Annotated in this window: 22 protein-coding genes; 14 read left to right on the top strand and 8 right to left on the bottom strand. The window is 43.2% G+C overall.

What is annotated here, in order from left to right:
• Positions 1 to 20 precede the first annotated feature (20 nt).
• A complete protein-coding gene (locus F0232_RS08370; protein ID WP_171750740.1) occupies positions 21 to 767 on the bottom strand; it encodes a TetR/AcrR family transcriptional regulator in 747 nt (248 codons plus the stop codon).
• Positions 768 to 917: 150 nt separating this feature from the next.
• Here F0232_RS08370 and F0232_RS08365 point away from each other — a divergent pair, with 150 nt between their 5' ends.
• The 3 genes from F0232_RS08365 to F0232_RS08355 are packed head-to-tail and all read left to right on the top strand — an operon-like array spanning position 918 to position 6,117.
• Positions 918 to 2,006 (top strand): efflux RND transporter periplasmic adaptor subunit, encoded by a 1,089-nt coding sequence (locus F0232_RS08365; RefSeq protein ID WP_105058173.1) that lies wholly within the window; start codon positions 918 to 920, stop codon positions 2,004 to 2,006.
• Entirely contained in the window at positions 2,006 to 3,061 is a 1,056-nt protein-coding gene (locus F0232_RS08360) for an efflux RND transporter periplasmic adaptor subunit (RefSeq protein WP_105058174.1), read from the top strand. The genes F0232_RS08365 and F0232_RS08360 overlap by 1 nt, the downstream gene beginning before the upstream one ends.
• A complete protein-coding gene (locus tag F0232_RS08355; RefSeq protein WP_105058175.1) occupies positions 3,058 to 6,117 on the top strand; it encodes an efflux RND transporter permease subunit in 3,060 nt (1,019 codons plus the stop codon). The genes F0232_RS08360 and F0232_RS08355 overlap by 4 nt, the downstream gene beginning before the upstream one ends.
• 175 nt (positions 6,118 to 6,292) lie before the next feature.
• On the opposite strand, the gene F0232_RS08350 is transcribed toward F0232_RS08355, so the two are convergent.
• The gene (locus tag F0232_RS08350; protein WP_105058840.1) at positions 6,293 to 7,030 is read right to left on the bottom strand and encodes an EAL domain-containing protein; all 738 of its coding nucleotides are present in this window, start codon (positions 7,028 to 7,030) and stop codon (positions 6,293 to 6,295) included.
• Between the two features lie 573 nt (positions 7,031 to 7,603).
• Positions 7,604 to 8,239, bottom strand: a complete 636-nt coding sequence (locus tag F0232_RS08345) for a hypothetical protein (protein WP_008216929.1) — start codon at positions 8,237 to 8,239, stop codon at positions 7,604 to 7,606.
• Positions 8,240 to 8,524: 285 nt separating this feature from the next.
• Between F0232_RS08345 and F0232_RS08340 the strand changes: the two genes are divergently transcribed.
• The 3 genes from F0232_RS08340 to F0232_RS08330 all read left to right on the top strand — a co-directional run bounded on the left by F0232_RS08340 (position 8,525) and on the right by F0232_RS08330 (position 10,029).
• The gene (locus F0232_RS08340) at positions 8,525 to 8,770 is read left to right on the top strand and encodes a DUF2164 domain-containing protein (RefSeq protein ID WP_105058176.1); all 246 of its coding nucleotides are present in this window, start codon (positions 8,525 to 8,527) and stop codon (positions 8,768 to 8,770) included.
• A gap of 153 nt (positions 8,771 to 8,923) precedes the next feature.
• Complete coding sequence (locus F0232_RS08335; protein WP_105058177.1) at positions 8,924 to 9,463, top strand: cytochrome b; 540 nt, start codon at positions 8,924 to 8,926, stop codon at positions 9,461 to 9,463.
• Positions 9,460 to 10,029 (top strand): YceI family protein, encoded by a 570-nt coding sequence (locus tag F0232_RS08330; protein ID WP_105058178.1) that lies wholly within the window; start codon positions 9,460 to 9,462, stop codon positions 10,027 to 10,029. Before F0232_RS08335 ends, F0232_RS08330 begins: the two co-directional genes overlap by 4 nt.
• 350 nt (positions 10,030 to 10,379) lie before the next feature.
• On the opposite strand, the gene focA is transcribed toward F0232_RS08330, so the two are convergent.
• Positions 10,380 to 11,831, bottom strand: coding sequence for a formate transporter FocA (focA, locus tag F0232_RS08325; RefSeq protein WP_105058179.1), 1,452 nt, complete (start codon positions 11,829 to 11,831; stop codon positions 10,380 to 10,382).
• A 259-nt stretch (positions 11,832 to 12,090) separates the two neighbouring features.
• Between focA and F0232_RS08320 the strand changes: the two genes are divergently transcribed.
• Together F0232_RS08320 and F0232_RS08315 are read left to right on the top strand one after the other, a co-directional pair.
• On the top strand, positions 12,091 to 12,996 hold the full coding sequence (locus F0232_RS08320; protein ID WP_017631156.1) for a LysR substrate-binding domain-containing protein: 906 nt from the start codon (positions 12,091 to 12,093) through the stop codon (positions 12,994 to 12,996).
• Between the two features lie 205 nt (positions 12,997 to 13,201).
• Entirely contained in the window at positions 13,202 to 13,696 is a 495-nt protein-coding gene (locus F0232_RS08315) for a DUF1097 domain-containing protein (protein ID WP_004738068.1), read from the top strand.
• 189 nt (positions 13,697 to 13,885) lie between these two features.
• On the opposite strand, the gene F0232_RS08310 is transcribed toward F0232_RS08315, so the two are convergent.
• Positions 13,886 to 15,601 carry an ATP-dependent endonuclease gene (locus tag F0232_RS08310; protein WP_061030972.1) on the bottom strand — a complete coding sequence of 572 codons (1,716 nt, stop codon included), beginning with the start codon at positions 15,599 to 15,601 and terminating at the stop codon, positions 13,886 to 13,888.
• Between the two features lie 238 nt (positions 15,602 to 15,839).
• Here F0232_RS08310 and F0232_RS08305 point away from each other — a divergent pair, with 238 nt between their 5' ends.
• The 5 genes from F0232_RS08305 to F0232_RS08285 all read left to right on the top strand — a co-directional run bounded on the left by F0232_RS08305 (position 15,840) and on the right by F0232_RS08285 (position 22,075).
• On the top strand, positions 15,840 to 17,579 hold the full coding sequence (locus F0232_RS08305; RefSeq protein ID WP_105058180.1) for a bifunctional UDP-sugar hydrolase/5'-nucleotidase: 1,740 nt from the start codon (positions 15,840 to 15,842) through the stop codon (positions 17,577 to 17,579).
• A 592-nt stretch (positions 17,580 to 18,171) separates the two neighbouring features.
• Positions 18,172 to 19,173, top strand: a complete 1,002-nt coding sequence (locus tag F0232_RS08300) for a TerC/Alx family metal homeostasis membrane protein (protein WP_061030970.1) — start codon at positions 18,172 to 18,174, stop codon at positions 19,171 to 19,173.
• A 312-nt stretch (positions 19,174 to 19,485) separates the two neighbouring features.
• Complete coding sequence (locus F0232_RS08295) at positions 19,486 to 19,674, top strand: hypothetical protein (protein ID WP_017059812.1); 189 nt, start codon at positions 19,486 to 19,488, stop codon at positions 19,672 to 19,674.
• 167 nt (positions 19,675 to 19,841) lie between these two features.
• Entirely contained in the window at positions 19,842 to 20,582 is a 741-nt protein-coding gene (locus tag F0232_RS08290; protein WP_105058181.1) for a DUF1223 domain-containing protein, read from the top strand.
• Positions 20,583 to 20,785: 203 nt separating this feature from the next.
• Positions 20,786 to 22,075: a DEAD/DEAH box helicase gene (locus F0232_RS08285; RefSeq protein WP_105058182.1), complete on the top strand. Its 1,290-nt coding sequence runs from the start codon at positions 20,786 to 20,788 to the stop codon at positions 22,073 to 22,075.
• A gap of 134 nt (positions 22,076 to 22,209) precedes the next feature.
• On the opposite strand, the gene F0232_RS08280 is transcribed toward F0232_RS08285, so the two are convergent.
• Genes F0232_RS08280 through F0232_RS08270 form a run of 3 tightly spaced genes read right to left on the bottom strand, consistent with a single transcriptional unit; the run spans position 22,210 to position 24,662 of the window.
• Complete coding sequence (locus tag F0232_RS08280) at positions 22,210 to 23,565, bottom strand: FUSC family protein (protein WP_105058183.1); 1,356 nt, start codon at positions 23,563 to 23,565, stop codon at positions 22,210 to 22,212.
• A 13-nt stretch (positions 23,566 to 23,578) separates the two neighbouring features.
• Entirely contained in the window at positions 23,579 to 24,439 is an 861-nt protein-coding gene (locus F0232_RS08275) for an HlyD family secretion protein (protein WP_008221480.1), read from the bottom strand.
• A 10-nt stretch (positions 24,440 to 24,449) separates the two neighbouring features.
• Positions 24,450 to 24,662, bottom strand: coding sequence for a DUF1656 domain-containing protein (locus tag F0232_RS08270; RefSeq protein ID WP_008221478.1), 213 nt, complete (start codon positions 24,660 to 24,662; stop codon positions 24,450 to 24,452).
• 196 nt (positions 24,663 to 24,858) lie between these two features.
• Between F0232_RS08270 and F0232_RS08265 the strand changes: the two genes are divergently transcribed.
• Positions 24,859 to 25,773 (top strand): LysR family transcriptional regulator, encoded by a 915-nt coding sequence (locus tag F0232_RS08265; RefSeq protein WP_061030965.1) that lies wholly within the window; start codon positions 24,859 to 24,861, stop codon positions 25,771 to 25,773.
• Positions 25,774 to 25,801: the final 28 nt, after the last annotated feature.

Raw genomic sequence — 25,801 nt, 5'->3', positions numbered from 1 at the left:
ATTATTGCCTGGAATTGATGTCAGTGGTGGTTGTGTTCTGGGTTACATTTCCACTCGCACGGCACTTCATAAATTAATTCTTCTAGAGTGCTAGGGTTAAGTACCCATTCTTCTTCAATAGCAAATTGATTAACCATTTGTTTATTGAACATCTGCCAGTGTTTCATTAGCGCTTCTTCAGCCGTTGCCTCCATATCACCTTCGTTCCAGGTACTTTCCATGAAGGGAGTTAGGCAAACTGCGCCGTTCGCGAACATAATCATTTGCCATTTAATTTCATAAATATTGACGGCTTTTTCCGGATTCGCTTTGTTGTATTGGTCTGCAAGCATGTTTATCTCATACTCAAGATCGCCCACATTATCGATAAAGTAGTCAACGAGGTTGTCTTCTTGACGTACAGAATCTGAGAGAAGCTGCATTGGTCTTCGAGAATGGATCATGTTAGTAAACAGACGCATGGCAAACAAATAGATCGAAATATTCGGTGCAACACCTTTTGGCAATTCCTGCATGATTTTACTGATGTAAGATTGAAAATACACATGTAAACAATCACTTATTGCGTGCCATATCTTTTCTTTACTACCGAAATGGTGGCGAATGAGGCTATGAGATACACCAGCTTTTTCGCTGATATTACGCAACGAAACACGTTCGTAACCAGAGTCACAGAACATCTCTGCAGCCACAGTCATTATTTGAAATCGAGTTTCTTCAGCGTCTTTTGCGCTTCTTCTACCTTGCTTCTTTTCAGTCATCTTCATTTCACACATTTATCCGATTACGACATTCTACACTGTTTTTACTGAAATAAAAAATACTGCACAAGTGGAAAGTAAAGCTTGTGAATCTGCAGTTTTTCAATATACTGCACACCTGTGTAGTAAATCATAATAATTAAATGGAGACGCAACATGCAATCCAAGGTGTCTATTCTCGCCAAAACAAGTAAGCAGGTAGGTGCAGTGATCGCCGCGCTGTTACTCGCAGGCTCTCTGGCCGGATGTAACAAGGTTCAGTCAGAAGAAAATGTACAGGTTATTAAGCCCGTAAAGTTATTTGAGATCCCCCAACAGACGGATGTTGATCTTGATAGCTTTATCGCAAAGGTCGACGCGACAGATCGTGCTGCGTTGTCATTCCAAGTGGGTGGCGATATCGAAGTTTTCGATGTTCGTATGGGACAAGAAGTTAAGAAAGGCCAAGTTTTAGCCGTGTTAGATGCAACGGATTACCGAATTGCGGTTGATGCTGCACAAGCGAAATTTGACCTTGCGAACAGTCAATACAAGCAGGCTTCGGAGTTGTACTCGAAAAAGCTTGTGAGTACCGATTATTACGACCAAGCGCTTAACACTTTTACTGCCGCTGAAGTTGAGTTGGACCAAGCAAAAACAAACCTTGGCTACACGACATTAGTTGCTCCTTTCGATGGCGTGGTATCGATGGTATTTGGTAAGCAATATCAGCTAATTGCGGAGAAACAGCCAGTTCTAAACATTTTGAACAACGGCGAAATGGATGTGACGTTCTCTATTCCAGTTTCAAAACTCGAAGACCGTTCGATTCAAGATCTAACAAGCTCAAACATGTGGGTTGTGATGGATAGCCACCGCGGCATTCGTATCCCAACTCGCTTTAAAGAGATATCAACTCAGCCCGACGAAGATACCAACAGCTACCAAGCGGTTGTGTCCATCGAAAAGCCTCAAGATATAAACCTGCTTTCAGGAATGACAGCGCAAGTGGAAGTACAGAAAAACCGATCGGACTACGGTATCGGTATTGTTGATTCAGCTTGGTTGAGCAAAGACACGGACCATGGTGAGTTGTGGCGCTACAACCCAGATTCGCAATTGATTTCTAAGGTACAAGTCACTCTGAATAAACAAGGTAATGTGATTGATGGTCTGTCTTCGGGCGACTTAATCGTAGAAGCAGGTGTCGATGTTTTATCTGAAGGACAACAAGTAAAAGCATGGCTACGTGAGGGTGGTATTTAATGAACCTTTCTAAATTATCAGTGGTTGTTGCATCAGCGTTGTTACTTCAGGCCTGTAATAATGAAATCCAACATCGCGAACAGCCGCCTTTGTTGGTGTCAACTTTTGAAGTCGGCGCACCATTGACCGATCAGTATAGAAGCTTTAACGGTCAGGTTATGCCTGCAGAACTCACACCATTGTCATTTAAGCTGGCTGGTGAAATTCAACAAGTAACCGTAGAGGCGGGGGACGCAGTAGAAAAAGGGCAGCTGCTCGCAACGTTAGATAATGCTACTTACGTTCAAGACCTTATTGACGCAAAGTCCCAGTTCGAGCTAGCCAGTAAACAACTCGCACGTGGTACTGAGATGTTTGGCAGCAAAATGTTGTCGCAATCTGAACACGATCAATTGACGGCTAATTACAAGCTTGCGTCGGCAAATTTAGCAGCAGCGGAGCGTAAGCTCAGTTACACCAAATTGCTCGCACCATTTTCAGGTACGGTTTCCACGGTAGACAAGGAACGCTTTGAAAACGCGACTCCAGGAGAAACGCTACTTAGCTTGTATCAGAACGATAAAGTTTACGTGCGTATTCAAGTATCGGATTCGATCTTAGCATCGATTAGCCCAGACATGCGTTCCAGCAGCTACCGTCCACAAGCAACCTTCGGTGGACACTCTGGCCAATACCCTCTGACTTACCTAGAACACACAAGCGAACTGCACCCGCAATCTCGCACTTATGAGTTTTGGATGCAGATGCAACAACCTGAAAATGAAATTCTGCCGGGTACGAGCGTGACCGTGAATGTCGATATGGCAAAGGCTGGCTTGAGCGATGTTCAGGGCTACCAATTACCTATGACGACGCTAGAAGCGGGCTCCGAAGCGAATCAATTTTACGTTTGGAAAATGGAAGACGGCCAAGCGTTCAAGAGCGAAGTTGAAGTCGAAAAGGTTAGCGGCCACGGCGCACTCATTGCTCATGGTATCGAACAAGGTGACGTACTCGTAAATTCAAATCTAAGAAAACTCCGTGACGGAATCAAATTGTCAGGAAAAGCAGAATGAACATCGCAGAATATTCAATAAAGAACAAAGTAATTAGCTGGCTGTTTCTAGTCATTTTAGCCATTGGCGGTGTCACTTCTTTTGGTAATCTATCCCGTTTAGAAGACCCAGCTTTTACCATTAAAGATGCCATGATTATTTCAACTTACCCTGGCGCTACGTCAATGGAAGTTGAAGAGGAACTGACGTATCCACTTGAGAAAGAGATACGACAGTTGCCTTATATCGATAAGATCACATCGACCTCATCGAATGGTATGTCTCAAATTATGGTCAGCATGAAGATGGACTACGGTCCCGACGAGCTGCCCCAGATCTGGGATGAAATGCGCCGAAAGATAAACGATCTACAGCCAACTCTGCCAAGTGGTGTTAATTCCGTTCAGATCATCGATGATTTTGGTGACGTATTCGGTGTGATGATCATGCTGACCGGTGATGGCTATGACTACGTTGAGCTAAAACAGTACGCCGATTACCTAACGCGTGAAATCGAACTGGTCGACGGTGTCGGTAAAGTAAGTATTGCCGGTGACCAACAAGAACAACTGTTTGTCGAGATGTCACTGGAACGTTTAGCCGCATTGAACCTAGATATGTCGACGGTTACGTCACTGTTAGCACAACAAAACAGTGTGGTATCTGCAGGTGAGGTGATGCTGAATGGTCAAAGTCTAACAATCAAGCCAAACGGCACATTGAGCACGGTTGAAGAGCTAGAAAACCTGATCATTCATGGTCGCGATACAGGTAATCTGATTCGATTGAAAGACGTTGCCGAAGTGACTCGCGGTATTCAAGAAAAACCAGGCAATGTATTAACGTATAACGGTAAGCCTGCAATTAATTTAGGTATAGCGTTTTCTTCAGGCGTAAACGTGGTTGAGATTGGTAAAGCACTCGATGCTGAACTTGATCGCCTAGAAAGTATTAAACCAGCGGGTGTAGAACTGAACTATTTCTACAACCAAGCGCAAGAAGTCGATAAATCAGTGGCTGACTTCTTAATCAGCCTAGTTGAAGCGGTAGCGATCGTTATCATTGTACTGTTGTTTGCGATGGGATTACGCAGTGGTTTGATCATCGGTTTAGTTCTTCTGTTGACGGTATTCGGTACTTTCATCTTGATGGACTACAACAACGTGGAATTGCACCGTATCTCACTGGGTGCACTGATAATCGCGTTGGGTATGCTGGTGGACAATGCGATTGTCGTCGTTGAAGGTATTCTGGTTGGCTTGAAGAAAGGTAAGACTAAACTTCAAGCAGCGAAAGACATCGTGACACAAACACAATGGCCATTATTGGGCGCGACCATTATCGCTATTACAGCCTTCGCACCGATTGGTTTGTCGAAAGACGCGACAGGCGAGTTCATGGGCTCACTGTTTTGGGTGTTGTGTTTCTCATTATTCTTAAGTTGGGTTACGGCACTCACGTTGACTCCGTTCCTTGCAGAAATGATGCTGAAAGAAGAAGACAAGGTCGATGAGAACGAAGATCCATACAAAGGTATTCTGTTTGTTGTATTCGGCGCGTCTCTGAAATTCGCACTGCGCTTCCGATGGTTAACCGTGGTGAGCATGGTTGCTCTGCTGGCTGCATCAATTGTTGGTTTCGGTATGGTGAAGCAACAGTTCTTCCCACCATCAAACACGCCAATGTTTTACGTCGACATGTGGATGCCAGAAGGTACCGATGTTCGTGAAACCATCAAGCAGACTGAAAAAGTGGAAAGTTACATTCGTCAACAAGACGACGTGGAGTTTGTAACGACAACGGTTGGGCAGGGCATGCAACGTTTCGCTCTGACATACCAACCAGAAAAGAGCTACGAAGCGTACGCCCAGTTGCAAGTAAGAACCACTGACCGTGACACCATGTTTAAAGTTCTAGAAGGACTAGACAAAGACTTGGCCAATAGATTTGAACAACCGACGTTCCAATTTAAACTGATTGAGTTTGGTCCATCACCAGCATCTAAAATCGAAGCGCGTATAAGCGGCGCTGATCCACAAACACTTCGTAATATCGCGGTACAAGTGGAAGACATCTTGTTAGCTGACCCTGGTTCTCGAAACGTTCGTCACGATTGGCGTGAACGCACTAAAGAGCTGGTACCGCTGTTCAACGAATCTAAGGCTCGTCGCCTAGGCATTTCAAAAACTGATGTGTCCGAGACGTTACAGATGGCGTTTGGTGGTTACAACATCGGCCTACTGCGTGATGGTACGCATATGTTACCTATCGTGGCACGTTTACCGGAAGAAGAGCGTTTTGATTTCGAATCGCTAAACAATGTGAAGATTTGGAGCCCGTCGCTACAAACCTATATTCCAGTTGAACAAGTAATTGATGGTGTAGAGCTTCAATGGTCTGAACCACTGATTCAGCGTCGTGATAGAAAACGTACGCTAACGGTATTGGCTGACCATGATGTACTGGGTGATGAAACACCAGCAAGTTTGTTTGCTCGTGTGAAACCAAAGGTTGAAGCATTAGATTTGCCAGAAGGCTACAGCATAAGCTGGGGCGGTGAGTATGAAAGCTCTAAAGATGCACAAGAGTCTCTGTTTGGTTCACTGCCAATGGGCTACTTGTTGATGTTTATCATCACTATGCTTCTGTTCAATTCGGTACGTAAGCCGCTTGTGATTTGGTTTACGGTTCCACTGTCTATCATTGGCGTTTCAATTGGTCTGTTAGGTACTAATATGCCATTTAGTTTCACGGCGTTCTTAGGCTTACTTAGCTTAAGCGGCATGATTCTGAAGAACGGTATCGTACTGCTTGACCAGATCAACAGTGAACTTGCGACAGGTAAAGATCCTTACTTAGCGGTTGTAGATAGTGCGATCAGTCGTGTACGACCGGTGTCTATGGCAGCACTAACGACTATCTTGGGTATGATTCCCTTGGTATTCGATGCATTTTTCGGCTCGATGGCGATTACCATCATGGCAGGCTTAGGCTTTGCTACAGTACTAACGCTAATAGTAGTACCTGTGATGTTCGCTATCTTATATAGAATCAAACCGTCCACTGCGGGTTATTAGGGATTGATATAAAACAGATTCTTTTAAGCCAGCCCAGTCATTGTTGACTGGGCTTTTTTGTATCTAATTGCTTTGTGAACATGCTCAAGCCAGATCAAACCTGAGTCAAAGACGAGCATGAAGTCGTAATGGGGTTCAATCAGTATTGAGTAGAGCGAAAAAAGGAAGAGGGGAATTACATTGCAAGTTGTAAGTCGAGTTCAATCGGTTGTGGCATCGCTAAATGGTAGCCCTGGAACATATCGAATCCTAACGCCTGCATACGTTCTAGCTGCTGTTGAGTTTCAATACCTTCAATCACCGTTTTCGCGTCGATCGACTCAGCTAGAGAGATAGCAAGTTCCATATCGGAGGTATCGCCATCCTCAAACTTAAGCATGACAGAGCGGTCGACTTTAATTATATGGGGAGCAATGTGCAAAACGCGGTTTTCTGTTGATGCCTGAGTGCCAAAGTCATCGACAGCGATTTGGAAGCCGTTGTCTGCAAGAGAAGTGGCCGCCACTTTGAGCTTTTCTTCACTATCGACACTAAGTTCAACGAGTTCCATGACGATTTGGTCACAGGACAGGTTTAACTCGTGGAGTCTTTTAGCCAATAAGCTCTCGCTTACTTTTTCTGCGGCAAAGAGTTCGCCTACATTTGGCAGAACATTCAAAAAGAGTTGAAGGTGACGGACAGTAGATTGAGCAAAGTTACGTATATGAATTGCGCGACTCAACCTTTCAACGTTTATTTTATCCGCATTAGAGGTTTCGTCTGAATGAAAGAAGTGATCCGGGCGAACACTTTCGCCATTACTATTAGAGATTCGCACCAAAGCCTCTACACCTATCTGACACATAGAACGGTCAAATATAGGTTGATAGACGCTTCTTAGAGTGAGGTCTTGATATTTAGCAATAAACTGCATATCGGCATCTACTGATATACAGCTAATAAATTCACTTCTGTCTGATAAAATCATATTCGCTAGTAAGGGGTAATTCATTGACGGACATAAAAGTCACGGCTGTCACAATATTGACAGGTGTAAGTAAATTGTCAATTAATAAAAACTTATTTGTCGGATCAATGTATAAATAAATATAATTAACGAAAAATCAGCATGATAATTGATATTAGTCATTAAAGTTACTTATCATTAATTACAATTAATAGTTTTTATGAATTAATGAGCTGAGTAACATTGTCCATATCACGATGCACCAATTTAAGGCAATACGGGCTATACACAAGAGAAAAGTAGGGTTAAAGGACTAGATTATGGGTGAATGTCAAAGTTGTAAAATCGAACAGCTTTGATCTTTGCATAGAAATGCAATCTACTTCTCAAAATACATTCAAAACACCAAGTCGTTATTATTTAACCTAAGTTAGCTTTTGGGTAAATAATGAGCGCATGAAAAATAGATTTTTGTAAAATATTGGGATGAAGATCTAGGATTCGGTATTTAATATCAAGTACAAAAGCTGAGCGATATTCTTATTGCCATTGAAGTACAGCGTAAAGTTGTAGGTATTTGCGAACCAATTGCTGGTTACCTGAACGTTTTAAAGGGTGGCCAAATTTAATAAAACACGGACTGATCTTAAAGTTACTATTCAAATCGGCAGCAAATTGAGAGTCACTCTCTCTAAGTGTAATACCTTGTTGGCTGTACTCGTTTATCTCGTCGGGCAATTCGCCCATCCACCAGTGCAATAACTCTCCGCTGTTCTTACTTCGGCTTATCCAATGGTCAGAGACGATAATCAGAAGATCATTGGGTTGAATCGCAAACCCGTACTCTTGCTGCCAGTTGTGGATATCTATCATCAATTTTTTACGGCAAGTCTTTCCCGCGCTGACCATATGATGGCTGATCACCCAAACGGTCCCAATCTCCGACGAGATTCGAAAGTGTCGAGGGGTATCTCCGGAAGAAAGCATTTCTAAAGGGCTAATGTTACTTGCGTGATTAAAGCTTACGAAGGTGTGCTCCATACGTCGAGCAAATGCTTTGCCGATGTGATGCTCACTGATCCCTTGGTTATGCACTGTAGGGTAGTGGTGTTCACATAGTTTTAGGCAGTCATCTTGAAATTGATTAACGCTTTTAATCACTAGATCTAATAACAATGAAGTCCCTTATACATAGTTACTATCTTATTGATGGGCAATAGTACGGTAATTGATGTGTCATTACCTATTAGCAAAGTGCGAGTTCTTGATCCCCATATCAAAATTAGCGATTACCAGGCGATTTCATGGATAGCACTGGCACTTCCAGGGTCTGTATTCTAAATTATGAGGAATTCTAATCAGTTAGAAGGATTATGGTTGGTTAACAAAGTTATCGCCAGTTAACTTAATCTTAGTCAGTTAATCACAATTGTTCTAGCTACACTTTATTTGGACATCGTCATGACCATTCAATTAGATTCAAAACAGAAGTCGGAACTTACTCAAACGCTTCAACAGTACCTCCAAGATGAGCTCGATGTGGAGCTTGGTCAGTTCGACACTGAGTTTCTGGTCGACTTCATCAGTAAAAAGTTTGGTGCCGTTTACTACAACAAGGGGATAGAAGACGCTCAAAAGGTGATGGAACGTAAGATGTTAGACATTTCTGATGAGCTTTACGAGATTGAGCAAATCGTTGAAATTTAATATTAAGCCTAAACTTGTTCAAAAATTTTGAATAACTCGTTTAATTTGAAATGATGTTACCAATGTAAAGCTTGGTAAATACTATGTTACACAAACTGAGTGTAGGGTACGCTTTGCAAAACTACACCAATCGTTAACATTCGGAATAGATGTATGGACAACAACGTTAGAAATTACAACCCTTTAGCAAGAGCGATGCATTGGATTTCAGCGCTAACAATTTTTGGTTTATTTGGTGTTGGCCTATGGATGGTTGACCTCTCATATTACAGCGAGTGGTACAAAACTGCACCAGACTATCATCGTTCGGTAGGCATTCTTTTGGCCGCTGTAACTGTAGTTCGCTTGGTTTGGAAGTTAGTTACCGCGTCACCGAACGTGGAGGGTAAAGCCTATGAAGTTGTAGCTGCAAAAATTGCGCACGGCTTCATGTACGTTAACTTAGCGGTTTTATTTATTTCAGGTTATTTGATTTCTACATCAGATGGCCGTGGGATCGACGTTTTCAATTGGTTCACTGTTCCTAGTATGGGTGAACTTTTTGCAAACCAATCTGATCTTGCAGGAACGGTTCACTACTATGCTGCCTGGGTACTGATCATAATGGCATCAGTGCACGCCTTAGCAGCGATAAAACACCACGTTATCGACAAAGACGATACGCTACGAAAAATGATAGGAGCTTCAAAATGAAAAAGTCAATTATCGCTACAGGATTAGCATTCGCTATGGCAATGCCTTTCGCTGCTAACGCTGCTGATTACGTGATTGATACAAAAGGTGCGCACGCCTCTGTAAACTTTAAAGTTAGCCACCTGGGTTACAGCTTTATCCAAGGTCGTTTTAACACATTTTCTGGTGACTTCTCGTATGACGCAAACAACGTTGAAGCATCAAAAGTAAACGTGATCGTTGATACAACGAGCCTTGACTCTAACCACGCTGAGCGTGATAAGCACATTCGTAGCTCTGATTTCATTGATGCTGGTAAGTTCTCTGACGCGACATTTAACAGTACCAAAGTGGTCGATAAAGGTGACGGCAAACTTGAAGTAATGGGCGACCTTAAACTTCACGGTGTAACTAAGCCTATCGTTATCGAAGCTGAGTTCATTGGTGCTGGTCAAGACCCGTGGGGTGGTGAGCGTGCTGGTTTCGTTGGTACAACACGTCTAGAACTTGCTGATTTCAACATTCCAGTAATGGGCGCTTCAAGCTACGTAGACATGGATCTACACGTTGAAGGTGTCAAAAAGTAATCAAGTGATTACTGGTCGCTTGTAGGTATCGTCTTTTAATTAATATCAAATTCACTAGATACCTAAACACGACAGTTAGAAATAGAGAAAGGCGCAAAGTATTCACTTTGCGCCTTTTTATTATGGTAAATGGTAACGCGGTTAGATCTGTTTTGTGTCAAACCTTTAGTCGCGCTTTAAGCCACCATTTACTTTTAGCCAGTCAACGTTGCCATGACTGATTTTCGAGGAGAACAACTAATCCCTAATTGCTTCCCTTGTTCTAGTTAGCTAGTAAAACAGTCGTTAGCTATACGCTTCCTAGTTAAACCGTTGCATGTTAAACCACAGTGGGTTAACCCGTTAGCCAGTTAAGCAGTTTCTAGTTCCGCTTTTGGAACCACGTTTAGGCGGTCACCGTAGATTGGGCGAAGTGCTAGCATCACCTCAGTTCTAGTAAGAACACCTACCATCACACCGTTTTCCAACACTGGAAGCATATGTGGTTGGCTTACTTTCATCGCTTTCGCACGCTCTTCTAAAGAAAGTGAAGTCAGGCGAGTTGCGAAGCCCATGCTAGTAGTCGGATACAGTTGCTCTTTGTCAATACATAGGAACTCAGCCACATCAACTAGCTTGTCGCTTGCATCGATTGCCACAACGTCGCGGCTCATTAGGTCTACGACTTTCTGGCCTTTAGTTGGGATGTAATCTTGGCACCAAAGGTCAACCATTACGTCATGAACAGAGAAGATACCAACCAGACGACCTTCAACATCGCAAACAGGAGCGCTAACAAGTTGAGCATCTAATAGTGAATCAATTGCCACTGATGTAGGCATTTCTACGCTTAGTGTAATTGGTTGAGTGTTCATGATTTGCTTGATAGTCGTTGCTGTGTTCATAGTAATTTCCTTAACTGACGTAATTTCTGTTGTTTGTGTAATTGCAGTAATTTTTGCTGCTTTAAGTTGTGGGCGACGGTAGATGCTCCAATTGGCTAAGCCGACCAATACCGAACCACCTACAATGTTGCCGATTGTTACAGGCACCAAGTTTGCGGTGACAAATTTCATGATGTTTAGGTCTGCGTACTGGGCTGGTGTTGCGCCAATTTGCATCCAAAAGCTTTCTGGTGCGAATGTTTGAATCGTGATGCCTAGGGGAACCATGAACATATTCGCCACGCAGTGTTCAAAGCCTGAACTAACGAACATCGCTACAGGTAATACGGTCATCATCGCTTTGGTCATGGCATTAGCAGAGCTGAACGTTAACCAAATGGCTAAACACACCAATAAGTTACAAAGCACACCCAAAGCAAAAGCTTGAACAGGGCTGTGGTGTAGCTTGTGTTGAGCAATATTCAGAGCATTTAAACCCCATTGCCCACCATCCAATTGATACAAGCCAGCTGCGCTTACTAGAGCCAAAAGGAACATGGCACCGATAAAGTTACCGACATAGACCTTGCCCCAAATAGACAGCATCTTAGTGAAGGTAATCTGCTTGTTAGCCCATGAGATGCTTGATAACACTGAGCTGGTAAACAGCTCGCCACCGCAAATCACAATCAGGATTAAACCCATACTGAATGCAAGACCGCCGGCTAAGCGACTCAATCCCCATCCAGCATCAGCGCTGCCCGTGGTTACCGTGATGTAGAATAAAAAAGCAAGCCCGATGAATGCGCCAGCCATGATCGCTAAACTTAAAGTCATGCTGCTGGTTTTATTTGCTTTGCTTAATGCAAACTTTTCTGCTTCCGCCATCATTTCTGTTGGTGAGAACAGCTGATGGTTTTCAGAAGTGCTGGTTGCCATATCCCCCCCTTGAACAATCCGTCATGTGTAATTCCTAGTGTTAATGACTTGGTTAATCAGTAATGTTTTGCAGGGCTCGTTGCGTCCTGCCATTCCAGATTAGGGGGTTGGTCGATAGAGGTAAAATTGATAATTTTTAAAAACCACATCAAATTTATTGATATAGCTTGGGTTACGCGTAAAATGAAATTGATTGCTCATCGGCTTAACAAAAACAGAGCAATAGGACACAAATAATTAAAAGCATTAAGGATGAATTTTGCGTTATTCATTAAAGCAACTCGCGGTATTTGATGCAGTGGCAGATTCCGGGAGCGTTAGTATTGCAGCAGACAAGTTGGCGTTGACTCAATCTGCGACAAGTATGTCTCTAGCACAGTTGGAAAAAATGCTTGGTAGGCCTTTGTTTGAAAGGCAGGGCAAGCAAATGGCCCTTACTCATTGGGGCATGTGGCTAAGGCCCAAAGCGAAGCGTTTACTGCAAGACGCGCAGCAAATCGAAATGGGTTTTTACGAACAGCATTTATTGAGCGGAGAGCTCAAATTAGGTGCGAGCCAAACCCCCGCAGAGCACTTGGTACCAGACCTCATCAGTATTATTGATAATGACTTTCCAGAGATGCGAATCTCGCTCGGTGTACAAAGTACCGATGCCGTTATCGATGGCGTATTAGATTACAAATATGACTTGGGTGTTATCGAAGGACGTTGTGACGACAGTCGAGTACATCAAGAAGTGTGGTGTACGGACCATTTAACCGTGGTTGCATCCGCTCATCACCCGTTTGCGAAGCGTGAAAGAGTGAGTTTGGCGCAACTAGAGCAAGCGAAGTGGGTATTACGCGAACACGGTTCGGGTACTCGCAAAGTTTTTGATAGCTCTATTCATCATTTAATTGGTGATCTTGATGTTTGGCGAGAGTATGAACACGTTCCTGTTTTAAGAAGTTTGGTAGCAAACGGCCCATATTTAACGTGTTTACCTTATCTAGACGTCGAGCAGTTTGTTGAATCAGGTCAGCTCGTTACCCTGAATGTTCCAGAGCTTGAGATGGAACGTACGCTTTCATTCATTTGGCGTGCCGATATGGCAGAAAACCCACTTGCTGAATGTATCAAGCGTGAAGGCAAGCGCATGATGAAAGGCAAACCGTCCGTTCTTTAGTGGATATTCAACATCAGCGCTAATAACCAAATATGTTGAATAAGCGATTTCGGTCTCTATCTAGTGATAAATGCACATTCGCGTACATTATTAATGTGATCATGATCGGCTAAAAGAAGACGTTCTTACCATAGTATGCTTACTTGATTTTAAGTGAGGCTAAATCCGGTTACGTTCAATTACGTAATTAGGCTTTAGAAATAGTATGAGTACATTAGTCGCGATTTCATTAACAACAGGTATTTTGTCAGGTCTTTGGGGATGGATAGCTATCTCTTTCGGCTTATTGTCATGGGCAGGTTTCTTAGGTTGCACCAGTTACTTTGCTTCGCCAACAGGCGGTGTAAAAGGATTGGCAGGTAGCTTACTGACCAACATGACAGGCGTATTCTGGGCAATGGTGATTATCGAAAGCTCAACCTTCGCAGGGTTAGAGATTTTAGGCTATGTGATTACGGCTATTGTCGCTTTCTTTATGTGTATTCAAGCAAAACAAGCGTGGTTAGGTTATATCCCAGGGACCTTCATTGGTTGCTGTGCGACGTTTGCTGCAGGTGGTGACTGGCAATTAGTTGTGCCTTCTTTACTACTTGGCGGAGTATTTGGATACTTGATGAAAGCTACGGGCTTGTGGCTTCACGCAAAATCAACTCAATCTTCGGAAGTGGTTGAACAACACGCTAAACAAGCAAAGGCGTAACGAATACGTTAAGCAACGTTGCTTTAGTTACTGTGAACTCTTGCAAGATAACCCCCAATTAATTTGTATATCAATTTATACAGGCACACCACTTGGTGTGCCTTTTTTGGTTTTGGTTACTCTAAAAATACGATGATCTTATCTACAGAAGAACTTATAGCGTCTATCAGAAAAGCTAAAGTTTTAGGCTTAGGTATTCCCATTCGCCATGGTGATCACTCGTTTTAGTGTCCAGCGTAATAACAGTGGTATGCATTCTTGACCGCGGCTCTCACAATGGGAAACTATCGCCAAAGCGAGGTCCGGTTTTGCATGTTTCTTCAATACTTTAGCCACTACTTTTTTCGGCGGAATAGGGTGATCATAAGGGATCTTGACCATGTCCCTGAAAAAGCTCTCAAATCCATTCATATATAAATAGTGTTCGATGTCTTTATCTGGTAACTCGGTTAAACGATGGCGTTCTTGATCGTTACCAAGCTTGGAGTGAACCGTTGCTGCATACTTTTTACCTGCGGCATCCCCATCGGTGACCACGTGCCAATCGATGCCAAATTCTTGTGCGACTTTGATTAAAGCTTTGAGCCCAGACTGAGCAAACTCAATAATCTGTACACCTTCGGCTGCAAGGTTATATCCGCATTGGTTGGCCAGTTCATTAAACAGCCAAACTTCGGTTTCACCCTCAACTAACAGCCAGCATCGAGCGAATAACGCACCAGAGCGATGGAACCGAATATGGAAACCAATACGTCTCAATTCATCTTTGCTGAAGTGGTTCATGTTCAGTTGATTAGCGATGGTTTTGTCTGATTGACGAACCAAACGACGAATAGATTGTAATGGAACCGCGGCAAGCAACTCACCACTGTTAGTAGTGAGGATTTTCTGCATTGGCAGCTTTTGCATCAGGCTCCAAGCCCTCGCCAAGTGAGTAGGGTGCAATCGACCTTCGGGATCTTCGAGGATCAAAAGCGGACGCGCACATCGTCTTAAGTCATTTGGTCCCTTCGCTTGTAGGTAAGCGTTCAGTAAACCCATGAATAATAAACGAGTTTGTTTATTCTTGGTTTCTTCAACAAGTTGATGAATACTCTGATCATTAGCCCCAGCTGAATAGAGCAAGCCATCTCTTTGTTTTCTTGGGTTACGACGCGAATTACTCTTGAAGGAAAAGTAGTGTTCAATCAGGCTCTGCATTGACTGTAAGCTGCTGCGCATCTCGCCTTTGTTTACATGCCCAGGGATAGCCATTAGACGACGGCATGTATTATCGATTCGTTTTTCAATTCGAGCTTGGCGTGCGTTACCATTATTGCCATTGCCATTGCCATTGCCATTGTTCGAATTTCCATTCCCGTTACCATTGATAGGCGCGTTATGGTTAAGTGACTTGGCATTAAAAGGACGATCAAAGTGCCTTGCATCGCGTAATCGAATTACTGGGTGCAAGGTCATCAATTCTTGTGCGAGCTTTTCTGAATGGTGAAGCTTGAGAGGGTTACCATCTAGGCCTAAGAATGCATAGTGGGTGGTGGTTTCATACTGCTCCAAAGTCGCGCTGATTCGGTAATAAATTCGATAAACACCGAATTCATCTTGGACCCAGATCGGCTTGAGCTTGCGATAACGGCCTGCATTCAGCTCGCTCTTGTCGTTGGCTTTGAGCGATAGGACAATTTGAAGATGTTGAGACTGTGGATGTGAAACTGAGTAATCGACATGAAAATCGGTCATTTCAAAGTGGTATGGCACACCGTCTGAGGGCAGAACGACGGAAAGGGCATCTAATAGTGAAGACTTACCCCAAGTATTTTCACCAATGAGCGTGGTTAGCTCGTCAAACGCCAATGACATGCGCTTGATACCTCGAAAGCCAGAAATCTCGATTCTTTCTAGTTGCATAGGCTTACTCCTAACGGAAGGCTCTGCTAATTGTTTGAAAGCTAACAGATATCTTTAATCATAATCGAAAAATGCATATTCGGTATGCTTATCTGTCACAAAACCCACTCTTTGTTTATACGCCGTAAAATGAGATTTTTGATCTATCTCGAGTATTTTTTTGCAGTGCAGTTTCATAAAATTCACGATTCTGTCATGATTCTCGACCTAGTATGAAGGGACAAAGAGAGAAGACAATATGACTAAAAAGAATAAGCCGACAAAAATTGTGTTGGCACACATCAACGACACCCACTCATACTTTGAACCAACGTCATTACAGCTATCACTTAAAATGAACAACCACATCATTGAACCTTATGTCAGTGCTGGTGGTTTCGCTCGAATCGCAACACGCTTTAAACAAATAGAACAAGATGCCCAACGACAAAAGGTCGGAACCCTGTTCCTGCATGCTGGGGACTGCTTTCAAGGGACCCTGTACTTTTCTCTGTTCAAGGGGAAAGCCAACGCCGATCTGCTGAATGCACTGAATATTGACGCTATGACTCTCGGCAATCACGAACTAGACATGGGTAATGAACCCGTTGCTATGTTCGCAAAGAAAATCCAATTTCCGCTATTGGCCGGTAACTGGAACTTGTCGAATGAAGATATCAATAAAACTCATACCTTAGCAGACAACGACATTGTTAAGCCTTATCAACCCGAAACACGAAGTGCTTCTTATATAACGAAAGAGTTCGATGGTCAGAAGGTCGCTATTTTTGGCTTAAGCATCGATAAGATGTCGAGTATTGCCAACCCAGATTTAGATACTCCATTTGAAAATGCCCTTGAAACAGCGAAAGCAACCATAGAGCAAATTCACAAAGCAGGTATCAATAAAATTGTATTGCTCAGTCACCTTGGTTACGAAGCCGATTTAGAGCTCGCGGCAAATGTCTCTGGCATTGGAGTGATCGTTGGCGGTCATAGCCACCGCTTGCAAGGTGATTTCTCAGATATTGGCTTGGTAAAAGACGATGACTATGGCGTGAAAGTGGGTGATACCTATGTCGTACAAGCGGGCTTCCACGCAATGAGCCTAGGCCACTGCGAAATCGAGTTCGACGCTCAAGGTAAAGTGACGCACTTTAATGGCAAGAATGAACTGTTATTAGGTCGACGCCTCTTTATCGATGCGAAATTGAGTGAAGTAGGGCAAGACGATGCACATGATATGGCGTGTGATTTTTTGAACAATCACCCAAACATCGCAGTGTGTAAGAAAGATCCTGAGCTGCAAAGCATCCTTACAGACAAGTATCAGCCTAGAGTCCGTAAACTTCAGCAGCAAGTAGTAGCGCATGCCGACACTAAGTTACGCCATGTTCGTATCCCTGATGAAAATGGGCCAAGCCAACTTGCACCGCTCGTTGCTCAATCATTCCACTACTTAATGAACCAAAAAGGACATCAGGTAGATTTTGCGATCCATAACTCTGGTGGTGTAAGGAACTCCCTTAATAGCGGTGATGTTTCGGTTGCCGATATTGCCGGAAAGCTACTACCGTTTGCCGTACCTATTGGCGTGTATGAAGTCAGAGGTGAAACGATAGCTGGTATGTTGGAAGGTGCCATCAATAACGCACTGGATAACGGTGTGGTTGGCACAGGATCGGGGAGTTTCCCTTACACCCATAACTTAAGGTTTTGTTACCACAAAGAAGCGCCACTCGGGCATCGCATCCATCATTTAGAAATTCATTCAGAAGAGTCTGGTTGGCAGCCAGTTTCGCGTGATCGCGTCTATCGCGGCACATCATCAGCCTACACGATGAAAGGAAAAGAAGGTTATCACGCGGTGTTGGATATGATCGGAGATGGCACAGTTACGACCTACTCAATGGCAGACTGCTTTATTGCGTTTTTGCAGGATAATCCTGAGTCGCTTCAATACAATGAACCATTTAATTGCATGGAGTGTTTTAGGTAATCACGTCTAAAACAGGTCATTTATAAAATTGGCACTGTTTATGCTTAGAATCTAGGGTAATTCTTGTGGAGGCAAAGCATGAATAGGAAAGATTGGTTGGATGCAGCGGCTGTTGTCGGTTGGGTATCCATTTGGTCGGCATTGGTTTATCTGGTACCTGTAGCCGGTATATAACACATCGTGAACGGATGTTTCAGTAAGATATAGTGATAAAACGAATGGTATTTTATGTGTTGTCTGTTGGCTCTAAAGCTAACGGACAGGGCTAATAGTATTGTCGGAATCAATACGAGTGTCTTATTGACAGAGTGGTATAAATAAAAAAGGAGCGTTTTGCTCCTTTTTTATTTATTTCTGCAAATTTATCTAGACGAAACAAAGTTAGGGGAATATTATCCACGCGTTTGGGGAGTAGTTAGCGCAAGTTTACATATCGTCATCTCGTTAGGCCAAGTGTCTATCCGGTATGTAAAGGTGAAATCCCATATTTCACTTCAACGAGACCAACGCAATCACAGTCAAGATCCGTCGTGGAGCTTGATATGTTTTGTTTGCGGAAGGTCTTTAAACAGTTCTTCCGCCCGGAGGAATAATGAACTCAACTCAATCTCTATTATCTACCAATAGTGAATCCTTTTTTTCATCGCCAATCATGACGACGTATGCGGGATTTTTCCTGCTTACGGTTATTCTCGTCTCTATTGATATCTATCAGACTCGCGGTGGTAACGTCACAATCAGAAAAGCGGCGATCTGGAGTGTTTTCTGGTTTTTGCTAGCATTCTTGTTTGCAGGTTCTATCTACCTGTTTTGGGATGTATACGCACCAAATAGTGATTACACCGCACAAAAGGCGACAGTGTCATTCATCACGGGTTATTTGCTAGAGAAATCATTGAGCGTAGACAACCTGTTTGTATTCGCGATGATCTTTGCTCAATACCAGGTTCCTGAACATCTAAGACCTCGTGCGCTTCTTTGGGGTGTAATTGGTGCATTGGTGCTTCGTGCAATTATGATCGCACTAGGTGCTCAATTACTTGCTGAATATCACTGGGTGCTTTACGTATTCGCTGCATTCTTGATTGGTACAGGTATTAAACTGGCTTTAGACAAGGGCGAAGAGGAGAGTGTGAATACACTGCCTGAAAAGCTACTTCGTAAAATCATGCCGGTAACTGAAGATTTCCATGGTCCTGCACTAATGATTAAGCAGGGCACCAAATGGGTACTAACGCCAATGATGTTGGTGATTGGTGCGATTGCAGTCATGGACGTGATGTTTGCACTGGACTCTATCCCTGCAATCTTCGCGGTAACACAAGAACCGTTCTTGGTACTTGCGGCTAACGTGTTTGCGTTACTTGGTCTTCGCTCATTGTACTTTGTACTGCAAGGTATGATGGACAAGTTCATCTATTTGAAACCAGCGCTTTCGTTCATCATGGTGTTCATTGGTGTGAAAATGCTTCTGGTTGATAGTGAGTGGGCTATCCCAACTTACTGGTCATTGGCGGTATTGGTTTCTACGATGACAATAGCGGTTATAGCGTCTATTTATGCAAAGAAGCCTGCTATTGAGCAAGTAAATTAGAGTAAATATAACTTATCGAAAACTCGATAGTATACATGTGGTCGGTGAAGCGGAAAATTTATTTATGTAAAATTTCTGTGACATCGACCACTTTTGTTTGAGGGGTATTTGTACTAAATGCATGATTTAAGCATCATATTGAATTTTAAATCACTGTTCATGCATATGTATTTTGGCGTATTGTTAATGGTTTGTGTTATTAGAAAAACTAATCTCAAAGTCTAAATTTAGTCATTTTTTAACCTGCAAAAGATCACTTATTATTCTTGCCATCAGAACGAAACACACAAACAAATTTATAGAGAGGCAATCATGGCTCAAGCAGTACAAATGAATACTATCGCTGTTCCTAACTCTATGGATAAGAAGACCTACTCGGTTAACTTCAAAGGATTGATTGCACACATTTTTGATATTCTTTTCGTAGACAACTCTCCACGTAGTTACTACGCGAGCGACCTATCTGGTCACATGCAACGCGATATCGGTATCAACCGTTAATCTCAGCGTAAACGCATAGAATAGAAGAAATACAGAATTTAAAAAACGCCAGCTTCTCAGCTGGCGTTTTTGTATTTGAAACAGTTTGTATCTGAAAGAAGTTGTATTTGAAAGAAAACGTTTAGTATCGCGGTCTTTAGATAAGTAGCTTCTATGAGGGTCGCGGTGTGTCATACGCCAAATACAACACGTCATTGATCAAACTCTGCTTATTTGCCTTACCGATCGGCTTCTATTCTTCAGTGTCGAATGCTCAAACTTGGAGTCACGAAGGGCAGCCGGCACAGGTGATTGAACTATTCACGTCAGAAGGTTGTTCTAGTTGTCCTCCCGCTGATGCGTATCTAAGTACATTTGAAGATGACCCAGAACTGTGGACACAAGTCATTCCTCTCGCTTATCACGTCGACTATTGGGACTACCTCGGTTGGGGGGATAAGTTCGCGAGTAAGGCCTTTAGTCAAAAGCAACGTTTGTATAACGCTTATGGGGTGACAAGCGGGGTCTATACACCGGGTTTTGTTGTTGATGGAAAAGAGTGGCGCGGCTATTTCAACTGGCTCGATAGAACGTTACCTTCGCTCCCCCAAAAAAATAACCCCAAGCTGACGGTAAATCATAAAGGCGACACGTTCAGCGTGAGTTACGAAGGTAAAGGTGATTATGTGGCACATATCGCTCTATTGGCGATGAACGAAGTCACAAGTGTCAAAGCTGGTGAAAACAGAGGTAAGAAGTTAGAGCATGATTTTGTCGTAGTGTACGATGGCTACCAACGTGGTGAATCTGAGTGGCAATTCAATGTGGACTTTGATCCGCTAGTCGCTTCGCCCGATGCCGTAGCTATCTGGTTAACCGCACCTAATTCGTACGCACCTGAACAGACGGTAGCAGGGTGGTTGAATTAAACTCACGGTGCTCAACGCCAACCGTCCTTCAATTATCAAGTTCGCAATTGGGGCGACACCAAACCGGTACTGTGTCGCCTTCGTCCCGTTTTAGTTGGTCTAAATTGAAGTTACAGGCTGGAAAGGGGCGATTTAGTTACGTAATACAGCGGAAATACGTTAGTATAGCGCGCTATTATTTTAGCTTTGAGTTCCTGCAATTAATGACTAACACCACAGCACCAACCAACTTCTCTGATCTTGGCTTAATTTCTCCTTTGATGGCTCGTCTTACCGAGCTTGAATATCAACAGCCAACGCCTATCCAAGCGCAAGTGATTCCAAGTGTGTTAGCAGGACGCGACTTAATTGCAGGCGCAAATACGGGCTCGGGTAAAACCGCTGCATTTGCACTTCCTCTGTTACAACAGATCCATGAAGATGCACCTTTAGATCGTCGTTCGGGCAAAGGTAACTTCGTTTCTGGCCTTATCTTAGTGCCGACTCGCGAACTGGCTAAACAAGTTGCTGATAGCGTTAAATCTTACGCAGTGCATTTTAACGGTGCGATTAAAACGGTTTGTGTATTTGGTGGTGTGTCTGTGAACACTCAGATGCAGGCACTACGAGGCGGCACTGACATCTTGGTGGCAACACCAGGTCGCCTGCTTGACCTTATTTCAAGCAACGCAATCAAGCTTGATAAAGTCAAAACGCTCGTGCTTGATGAAGCGGATCGAATGTTAAGCCTTGGCTTTACAGAAGAACTAGGCGCTATCTTGAAGCTTTTGCCAAGTAAGAAGCAAACTCTATTATTCTCTGCAACATTCCCTGAACAAGTTCAAGCCCTAACCGAAGAGCTACTCAATGACCCTCTAGAAGTTCAACTTCAAAGCGCGAACGCGAGTACGCTGGTTCAGCGTGTATTTGAAGTAGAAAAAGGCCGAAAAACTGCATTATTGGCTTACTTAATCAAACAACACGAATGGCGCCAAGCTCTGATCTTCGTGAATGCAAAGAACAGCTGTGAACACCTAGCAGACAAACTATACAAACGCGGCATCATTGCAGAAGTCTTCCACGGCGATAAAGGGCAGGGCTCTCGTACTCGTATCCTTGAAGATTTTAAATCTGGCGAGATCGACGTTCTGATCGCAACTGACATCGCAGCTCGTGGTCTGGATATCGAAAAGCTTCCTGTTGTTATCAACTTTGATTTACCGCGTAGCCCTTCAGACTACATGCATCGTATTGGCCGAAGTGGTCGTGCAGGTGAGGTTGGCTTAGCGCTATCTTTGATCGACCATGAAGACTACCATCACTTCAAAATCATCGAGAAGAAGAACAAGATTCGTCTTGAGCGTGAGCAAATCGAAGGCTTTGAAGTTGATGCAGAAGCGGTTGCTGAACTGATCGCAGCGCTTAAGCCTGTTGCGCCACCTGCTGGCACAGGTAAGAAGAAAAAGAAGAAGAAAGCAGCACAAAACCAAGATGTGTGGCTGAAAAACAACTGATATGAATCGGTGACTATCGGTGAGTCAGTAATTATCGATACAGAAAAAGGCGCTTGATTGCGCCTTTTTTGTGTCGGTTGTTCCACCATTTTCTACTGTCTGCATGTTGCTGATAGAGGATAGCCCCCATCAAATCAAACCGCCGCTTTTACTCTGAACAGGTCGGTAAACAGCTTGGCAATCATCAAAATAATCAGAAGAGTGGTCAACATAAGCAGTGGCGTCTCAATCCGATATACAGGTGTAAGGTTCAAAGCTCCGGAGGTAAGTACGACTAACAAGTTGATACCCAAGACTCGATGTACCATCAGTTTAGGTGTAGCAAAAACCTTCCAGATCACCACGCTATTGATGAAATAGAATAGCGCAAGTTGCCACAATTCAGTCATCATCGGCATGATGAAAATGTATTGAAGTAAGATAACCGTACCCGTTCCAATTACACCAAAAAAAGCATCTTTGATAACACTGGGTGGCATGGTTGGTAGCATCGAAGAGAATATGCCTGCGATCATCGGAAAGATAAAACCACCCGGAACAGGAAGGTATATCCAAACCAGTAGTGACGTTACAAACATGGACACACCCTGTAGAACTTTTCGGCCATCTTCATTTAAGTGCTGAACAAAAGTGCGATGTTCTTGGTGCCAGCACACCTTCGGATTGCTCATCATGACCAAAGGTTCTCCCTCGACCAGTGAGTGGTGAGGCATCATTAAATCTAACTGTTCCATATTCTCAACCAGTATCGGCCAATGAATAGGGTCATCATGTTCGTCAGAAGCAAGTTCAAGCAAACGTTCTTGGATATGGGCCATTTCGTTGATTCGTAAACGCCATGCCTTAACATTCTGTTTTAAATGGTAACTTCCCGATAGTGGTAAGTTTAATAACTGATACAGCTTATCAATGTTCGTAGAATTAGCCTCTAACGCTTCAACATCGAGCTGTACTGGGTTTCGCATTGCTGATAACAGAGTTTCTTTGCTAGATTCAAAGCGTTGTACAAATTGTTGCTCTGTGTTCACTGGCCAAAGTAAACGATAGACTATTGAAAATGTGATGACGCCAAGAAGAGTTTCTTGTATGCGTAACACAGCAAAATAGAACGTAGCTTGGTTGTCGAATCCACCCATACAAGCAATGATCGAGCAGACAGCAAAGCCGATCGAAAATATATAGCCGTATTTATCGTCGCTTGACATAAAAATACATACCCCAAGAAATAGGGTAAAGAACGTCAAAAACAATAAGCGGTCTTGCGAAAACATGGCGATCAGAAAAAAGGCATAACCGGTTCCCAATAAAGTTCCTATCAACCGGTTATGACCCTTGTTTATTGAGTGTGCAAAGCTTTCATTCAATGCCATTACGGCAACGGCTATCGCAGCCCAATATGGCTTCTCCCATTGAAACCACAGGGCAAGGCAGATCGCGATGACAATAGAAAGCGCAGCTTTAATTGCTTCTTTAGTTGATGCACTGAACATAAAACCCACACTTCTATTTAATTATTTTGATCGAAGCCGTCATGCCTACGCGAAGTTGTAAGTCCTCAGGCACCTTATCGAGCTCTACTTTAATTGGGATACGCTGAGCAAGACGGATCCATTGAAAATTTGGATTAACGTTAGGTAAAAGATCGTTACCAGTGCTTCCATCTTGTTTGGCAATACCAAACCCAATGCTTTTTATATGGCCTTCCAATAGGATATCGTTATGCATCATGAGCGTGACCAACGCTTTATTATTGGATTCAACACCCACTAGGTCGGTTTCTTTGAAGTAGCCTTCAATCCAGAAGCTGTCTTCATCAATCAAGGCTACTACTGGTGTGTTGGCTACAACCTGAGAGCCTGCACGTAGATTTAAGTTAGTAATGTAGCCATTTGTCGGCGCATAAACCTTGGTAAACTTCAGGTTTAATTGTGCTTCTTCAACATTTGCTTTTGCTAGCTCTACATTGGCAGCAGAAGTTTCAACCGCATTGCTCAAATTGTTGAGCGTTAGAATAGGCACTGCGCCAGGTGTGCGCTTTTGTAGGTTCACGGCACGTTGCTCTTCATTTTTTGCTTTCGCTAATAGTGCAAGCGCTTGTTTTTGCGTTGCTAATGCCTTGTGGTAAGCCGCTTTGTAAATACTAGGGTCAATTTCAAAGAGCAAGTCACCTTTAGAAACATGCGAGTTATCATCCACATGGACCTTAGTAACTTGTCCGGTAACACGAGGCGTTATAGATACAATGTAAGCACTGACCTGACCATCTCTTGTCCAAGGGTTACTTGTATAGGATTGATAGTAGGTATACGCGACTGTTCCCGCAGCAGCGAGCAATAATAATGAAATTAAGTAACGTTTAATCATGTGAGGTGCCTTATAAAATGGGAATGAATAGGCCGATCACGCCTGTAAACAGTACGACTAAGCAAATCTCCGCAATCGCAGGAAAAGCGACAAACTTATGTAACCCGAACTTGGTTGCGAGCGACCCCGTGACCATTGTTAATGCGTAAGCTAAAGCGATAACCAATAAAAACGGGGGGAAATAGACTTCACCCCAAACAAGCTCGTGCGGCATGGTATTCATGTTTTAATTCTCTAACGTCTGAAGAAGACAACGATAAATGAAAGAAAGAAATACTAAAACTCGCTTATAGAGGATCAAATCCATCAAATGAAATGAATTAAGGTATATACTGAAGTTTAAAGCGGTAAAGGTGAGGTCGATAATTTTTCTATCTCACTTTGAACTTAATGAATGATTAAGAAGCGAGCACATCAAAATGAACTTTAGTATTGAACAACTTCTCGCGTTTGTGACTGTCTATGAACAGCTTTCGTTCAGCAAAGCTGCGGTAAAACTCAATAAGCACAGAACGACCGTGGGCCAGGTAATTAGTAACTTGGAAGATCATCTTGCAGTGAATCTGTTTGAAAGAGTGGGTCGCTCTGTTGAGCCCACAGAGGATGGGCACCTCCTTTATCACTACGCAAAGCAAATGACCGAACAGGCCCTCACCTTCAACAAGGTTGCATCGAGCCTTTCTTATGGCGGGTTAGAAAACATCACCATTGCGTATTCCAGTATGGTTCCACAAGGTGTGCTAGTGGATATACGTAAAAGACTTAAACAAGATTTCCCGATGATGCGAGTTAATTTTGTCATCAGGAATAAAAAGGAAATTAAGGCAGGGTTACAAAGTGGAGAATTGCACTTTGGGCTTGTAAATGCACATCATAGCCGAGCAATGCACAGTTTTGATTCGACGTTTCTAGGGCATTTTGAGTTTTATCCGTTCGCACAAAAAGCTGGCGAGCTGTCTCAAATAGGCAAAGATGACGTATTAGTGGCTTTGAGAAACTCGAAACAGTTTGTTTTGAAATCGCTGGTTGATGAAGGGATGGCAGAGAAGATTATTGTTAGCTCTGACTATGAAGAAATTGACCAGCTGTCACTAATTATCAGAATGCTTGAAGAGGGGTTAGGTTGGGCATTGCTACCCAAGGCTTTTTTCACTGACTCAGAGTTTTCAACGCATTTAATAGAGCCAATTCATTCCGCTCAAATGGTAGAGGGCTTCAAATTTGGCTTCGCATTGTGGTGCCCACACTCTAAGCAAGTCAGTGCCATCAAAGGCTCTTTGGTCTCGGTGATAAAGGAGTATCGAGATCAGCTTATTGGTAGCATTAAGCGATGATAATCTCAGGTATAAAAAAGGCGCTCAA

Origin of the sequence: Vibrio sp. T3Y01 (assembly GCF_013114525.1) — a bacterium.
Classification (GTDB): Bacteria; Pseudomonadota; Gammaproteobacteria; order Enterobacterales; family Vibrionaceae; genus Vibrio; species Vibrio chagasii_B.
This window is presented reverse-complemented; position numbering and strand designations above follow the sequence as displayed.

Excerpts from the sequence above, each read along its gene's own strand:
- F0232_RS08370 (WP_171750740.1), bottom strand. The coding sequence starts at position 767 with ATGAAGATGACTGAAAAGAAGCAAGGTAGAAGAAGCGCAAAAGACGCT.
- F0232_RS08365 (WP_105058173.1), top strand. The coding sequence starts at position 918 with ATGCAATCCAAGGTGTCTATTCTCGCCAAAACAAGTAAGCAGGTAGGT.
- F0232_RS08360 (WP_105058174.1), top strand. The coding sequence starts at position 2,006 with ATGAACCTTTCTAAATTATCAGTGGTTGTTGCATCAGCGTTGTTACTT.
- F0232_RS08355 (WP_105058175.1), top strand. The coding sequence starts at position 3,058 with ATGAACATCGCAGAATATTCAATAAAGAACAAAGTAATTAGCTGGCTG.
- F0232_RS08350 (WP_105058840.1), bottom strand. The coding sequence starts at position 7,030 with ATGCAGTTTATTGCTAAATATCAAGACCTCACTCTAAGAAGCGTCTAT.
- F0232_RS08340 (WP_105058176.1), top strand. The coding sequence starts at position 8,525 with ATGACCATTCAATTAGATTCAAAACAGAAGTCGGAACTTACTCAAACG.
- F0232_RS08335 (WP_105058177.1), top strand. The coding sequence starts at position 8,924 with ATGGACAACAACGTTAGAAATTACAACCCTTTAGCAAGAGCGATGCAT.
- F0232_RS08330 (WP_105058178.1), top strand. The coding sequence starts at position 9,460 with ATGAAAAAGTCAATTATCGCTACAGGATTAGCATTCGCTATGGCAATG.
- focA (WP_105058179.1), bottom strand. The coding sequence starts at position 11,831 with ATGGCAACCAGCACTTCTGAAAACCATCAGCTGTTCTCACCAACAGAA.
- F0232_RS08315 (WP_004738068.1), top strand. The coding sequence starts at position 13,202 with ATGAGTACATTAGTCGCGATTTCATTAACAACAGGTATTTTGTCAGGT.
- F0232_RS08310 (WP_061030972.1), bottom strand. The coding sequence starts at position 15,601 with ATGCAACTAGAAAGAATCGAGATTTCTGGCTTTCGAGGTATCAAGCGC.
- F0232_RS08305 (WP_105058180.1), top strand. The coding sequence starts at position 15,840 with ATGACTAAAAAGAATAAGCCGACAAAAATTGTGTTGGCACACATCAAC.
- F0232_RS08300 (WP_061030970.1), top strand. The coding sequence starts at position 18,172 with ATGAACTCAACTCAATCTCTATTATCTACCAATAGTGAATCCTTTTTT.
- F0232_RS08295 (WP_017059812.1), top strand. The coding sequence starts at position 19,486 with ATGGCTCAAGCAGTACAAATGAATACTATCGCTGTTCCTAACTCTATG.
- F0232_RS08285 (WP_105058182.1), top strand. The coding sequence starts at position 20,786 with ATGACTAACACCACAGCACCAACCAACTTCTCTGATCTTGGCTTAATT.
- F0232_RS08280 (WP_105058183.1), bottom strand. The coding sequence starts at position 23,565 with ATGTTCAGTGCATCAACTAAAGAAGCAATTAAAGCTGCGCTTTCTATT.
- F0232_RS08275 (WP_008221480.1), bottom strand. The coding sequence starts at position 24,439 with ATGATTAAACGTTACTTAATTTCATTATTATTGCTCGCTGCTGCGGGA.
- F0232_RS08270 (WP_008221478.1), bottom strand. The coding sequence starts at position 24,662 with ATGAATACCATGCCGCACGAGCTTGTTTGGGGTGAAGTCTATTTCCCC.
- F0232_RS08265 (WP_061030965.1), top strand. The coding sequence starts at position 24,859 with ATGAACTTTAGTATTGAACAACTTCTCGCGTTTGTGACTGTCTATGAA.